The following is a 3,656-nucleotide window of genomic DNA, read 5'->3' on the forward strand; positions in this document are numbered from 1 at the left end:
CCGGGGTATGGGTGACCCGGTAACCGGTCATCAGTGACTATTCGTTCGCCGACCCCCGCAGGAACCCCTCCACCACCTCGACGAACCGTCCCCCGTCATCGAGCCACGGAAAGTGCCCCGCCCCGTCCTGGACGACATGCGTGGAGCGAGGGAAGAGTTCAGCCACCTCGGCCGTGGCAGCGGGCGGTGAGTTGAGGTCGGTCTCCCCCGCGAGTACCAGCACCGGGGCCGTGTGCCGGGACAGGGCCGCGCGGGTTGCCTCCGGGTGGAAGGCGCCCTCGGATGTGTGGACCGCTGCCGCCTCGTGGTTGCGCTGCGCGTCCGACGCGGTCGCGTGCGTACGGGCGGTGGTGTCCCAACTGCCGTACAGGAACGGCGTGATGGCCTGGGCGGCGGCCTCGTCCGCTCGTCCTGCCATGACCTTTTCGAGGGCGGTGGACGCCTCCGGGTACCAGGGTTCGGCGGAGCGCAGGCGGGCGGTGGCGCGTCGTACGTCCGCGGTGACCGTGCCGCCGACGGCGAGGACGCTCGGGGTGACCAGGACGAGGGTGCCGACACGTTCCGGGTGGCGTTCCGCGTACAGCAGGGCGAGGTTCGTGCCCGCGGAGTGGGCGAGCAGGTCCATCCGGTCGAGCCGCAGGTGTGCGCGCAGCGCCTCCACATCGTCGACGAGCCGGTCGCAGCGGTACGAGGTGGTGTCGCGCGGCACCGCGGAGCCGCCGGTGCCGCGCGGGTCGAGGAGGATCAGGCGGCGGTGCGCGGCGAGTCCGCCGAGGTCGCCGAGGTAGGCGGCCGACTGCATCGGGCCGCCGGGCAGGCACACCAGGGGCGGGCCGTCGCCGTGCTCCCGGTGGGCCAGTGCGGTGCCGTCGTACGCGGTGATGTGGTTCATGCCCGCCAGGCTGCCGTGGACGCGGCCGCCGACCTATCGTTCAGTGACAGCTACATGGTGGGGAGGTGGGGTCGATGGCCGTCGAGTTCGGGTTGACCGCGGCGTCGGTGGCCAGGGTGCGGTTCGCCGTGTCGCCGTTGGGCGAGACGGTGCTGGCGCTGCGGATCCTGCTCGGCACGGGCGGGCACCCGGTGCACCGTCCGTGGGCGCGGCGGGCCCGCCCCCTGCTCGCCGGAGAGCCGGAGCTGCCGTTGCTGCGGGCACTGCTCGGCGGCGGGTCGATGCCGTCGTTCCTGTTCCCGGTGCCGCCGGAGCGGTTGCCGTCGCTGCCGACGGAGCTGGAGCTGCTGCGGGCCACGGACGAGGAGTTCTTCCGGCGGGAGTACGGGGAGGTGGTGGGCGTGCCCGCCGCGCGGGCGCCCCAGCCCGCGGCCGTACTGCCGCGGCTCGCGGAGGCGTTGCTCCGCTGCCATGACGCGGTGCTCGCCCCGCACTGGGGACGGTTGCGCGCACTCCTGGAGGCCGATGTGGCGCGCCGGGCGCTGACGTTGGTGGACGGTGGCGTACGGGCGCTCTTGGACGACCTGCACGAGGACATCGCCTGGGACGACGGCCAGTTGGTGGTCCGCTCACCCCGCGCGCCGCGCACGACGCACCGGGTGGACCCCGGCCGGCATGGCCTGGTGCTGCTGCCCAGCGCGTTCAACTGGCCGCACGTCGGCGTCGACAAGTCCCCGCGGACCACCGCGTCGATCCGCTACCCGGCGGCGGGGGTGGGCCTGCTCTGGGAGCCTCCCGCGCCCCAACTCTCCGGCCTGGCCCCGGTGTTGGGCCGTACCCGAACCGAACTCCTCGCCGCGCTCACCGAACCCCTCACCACCCCGGCCCTGGCCGCACGCCTGGGCGTCACACCGAGCGCGGTCTCCCAGCACCTGGGCGCCCTGCGCGGAGCGGGCCTCGTCGCCACCCAGCGCCGGGGCCGCACGGCCCTGCACCTGCGCACGGAACGGGCCGACGCGCTGCTGCGCCCCTGACCGGCGCGGATCCGGACTACCGCGAAGCCGTACACGTCTCGTCGAGTGGTTTGCCGCGCGGCCAGGCCACCCCGACGAACTCCAGCTTCTCGTTCCGCCGCCACGCCGGGTCGAGCCGTACGCGGTGCACCGCCTTGTTGAACGCGTTGCCCTGGTTGTCGAGGCAGATCCAGCCCGTCGTACCGCGGATCTTGTTGACACTCTTCAACTGGTGCCAGCCGCTGGCGACTTCGTCCAGGCGCGGGATGCGTTTGCCGCCCTCGGCCTGGCGGCGGATGTTCGTCACCGCCGTCCGCGTCGCGTCGTAGATCGTCATGAGGCGTGAGTCCTCCAGGTCGGCGTCGCCGAGCGCGGCCGCCGCCGACTTCAGCCGGCGCATCTCGGCGCGCGCGTCCTCCGCCTCGGGTGCCTCGCTCTCCTCCCAGGCGTCGGGGTGCCCCACGGCGGCGTACTCGACGGTGACGCGGCTGAGCGCGCGGCGCCACTGGGCCAGCTCGTCGCTCGGTACGTACGAGTCGACGGTGGACGCCCCGGAACCGGTGATGATCCGGAAGCTGTTCTCGGTCCTCGCGCACGGCTGGTCGCCCAACTCCTGGACCAGCATGCGGAGTTGGGGCGGGCGTCCGGCGAAGTAGATGTCCTCGGCGCCGGACTGGCAGATGTTCTGCGCGATGTTCTCGAAGTCACCGGCCAGGCTGGGGTCGTCGTCGGAGCCGCCGGACGAGCGGTACTGCTCGGACTCCAGGGCGCCGCGCGGCCGCTTCTCGTTGAACGCGTCGCGGAGGGTGTCCACGTAACTGTCGCCGGGCCGGGTGTCCTCGACCAGGAATACATTGTCGCCGCCGTCGCCGGGGAGTCCGGCGAGGACCTCGGCCTGGTCCTCGTTGGGCGGGACGATCCGGGCGAGTCCGTCCATGGTCAGGTCGGACGCGGTGATGGGCCCGCCGACGACGGGGATGCGCAGGTCCTCGGTGAGGTGCCGGATGGCGTTCTTGGTGTTCTTCTCGCTCATGTCGAAGCCGACGACCGCACGGAGGTTGTCCTCCTTCGAGCGTGCCATCTCGTCGAGTTCCGCGGCCACCGCCTCGTAATGGGCGCTGCCCAGGCCGGGGTTGGCGAGGACGAGCCGCACGGCGGGCGAGCCCTTGTCGTTCATCCGGCGCTGCGCGAGGTACGCGCCCTGCACCTCGTGCCGGATCTGGCCCTCCACGGCGGCCTTGCGGTTGGGGTCGTGCTCGTCGGTCGTCATGGGGATGAGCAGGGCGACGGTCACGTACGGGAGGGTGCCGCCGGTGACGCGGCGGTTCTCCTTCTCGATGGCGCGGGACACCTCGTCGAGGCGGCCGAAGACATGGCCGCCGTCGCTGACGCCGGTGCACTCGTCGCGGGGTCCGCGTTCCCATACCCGGTCGGCGCAGCGTTCGGTCACGTACCGCAGCGAGCCCCAGCCGGAGCCGAGCAGCAGATAGCCGAGGAGTAGGAGGCCAAGGGCGGCGCCGCCCGCCCGGACGAGGTTGCGGGGCACGCGCCACCACCGTACGGGCGGCGGCGGGGGCAGCGGGATGGCACCGGCGCGGCCGGCGGCGCGGGGAGCGGGCCGGGGATCTTCGGGCGATCCGGGCATCACCACGGCTCCTTGTCGTAGGACTGGATGCGCTCGTGCAGCGGCAGCCCCTTGAGGTACGGGACCTGCTCGCTCAGCTCCTGCAACTGTGCGGCGACCTCCGTGC

3 protein-coding genes are annotated in these 3,656 nt (G+C 72.8%); 1 reads left to right on the forward strand and 2 read right to left on the reverse strand.

Going from position 1 to position 3,656, the window contains the following annotated elements; translation table 11 throughout:
* Window positions 1-37 precede the first annotated feature (37 nt).
* Window positions 38-892 carry an alpha/beta fold hydrolase gene (locus GUY60_RS35760; protein ID WP_161705581.1) on the reverse strand — a complete coding sequence of 285 codons (855 nt, stop codon included), beginning with the start codon at window positions 890-892 and terminating at the stop codon, window positions 38-40.
* A 74-nt stretch (window positions 893-966) separates the two neighbouring features.
* On the opposite strand from GUY60_RS35760, the gene GUY60_RS35765 reads away from it, so the two are divergent.
* On the forward strand, window positions 967-1,926 hold the full coding sequence (locus GUY60_RS35765; protein WP_161705583.1) for an ArsR/SmtB family transcription factor: 960 nt from the start codon (window positions 967-969) through the stop codon (window positions 1,924-1,926).
* A 16-nt stretch (window positions 1,927-1,942) separates the two neighbouring features.
* Here the strand turns inward: GUY60_RS35765 and GUY60_RS35770 are convergent, their stop codons facing one another.
* The gene (locus tag GUY60_RS35770) at window positions 1,943-3,550 is read right to left on the reverse strand and encodes an ABC transporter substrate-binding protein (RefSeq protein WP_161705585.1); all 1,608 of its coding nucleotides are present in this window, start codon (window positions 3,548-3,550) and stop codon (window positions 1,943-1,945) included.
* Between the last annotated feature and the right edge of the window lie 106 nt (window positions 3,551-3,656).

It is taken from the genome of Streptomyces boluensis (assembly GCF_009908195.1).
Classification (GTDB): domain Bacteria; phylum Actinomycetota; class Actinomycetes; order Streptomycetales; family Streptomycetaceae; genus Streptomyces; species Streptomyces boluensis.

Excerpts from the sequence above, each read along its gene's own strand:
- GUY60_RS35770 (WP_161705585.1), bottom strand. The coding sequence starts at position 3,550 with ATGCCCGGATCGCCCGAAGATCCCCGGCCCGCTCCCCGCGCCGCCGGC.
- GUY60_RS35765 (WP_161705583.1), top strand. The coding sequence starts at position 967 with ATGGCCGTCGAGTTCGGGTTGACCGCGGCGTCGGTGGCCAGGGTGCGG.
- GUY60_RS35760 (WP_161705581.1), bottom strand. The coding sequence starts at position 892 with ATGAACCACATCACCGCGTACGACGGCACCGCACTGGCCCACCGGGAG.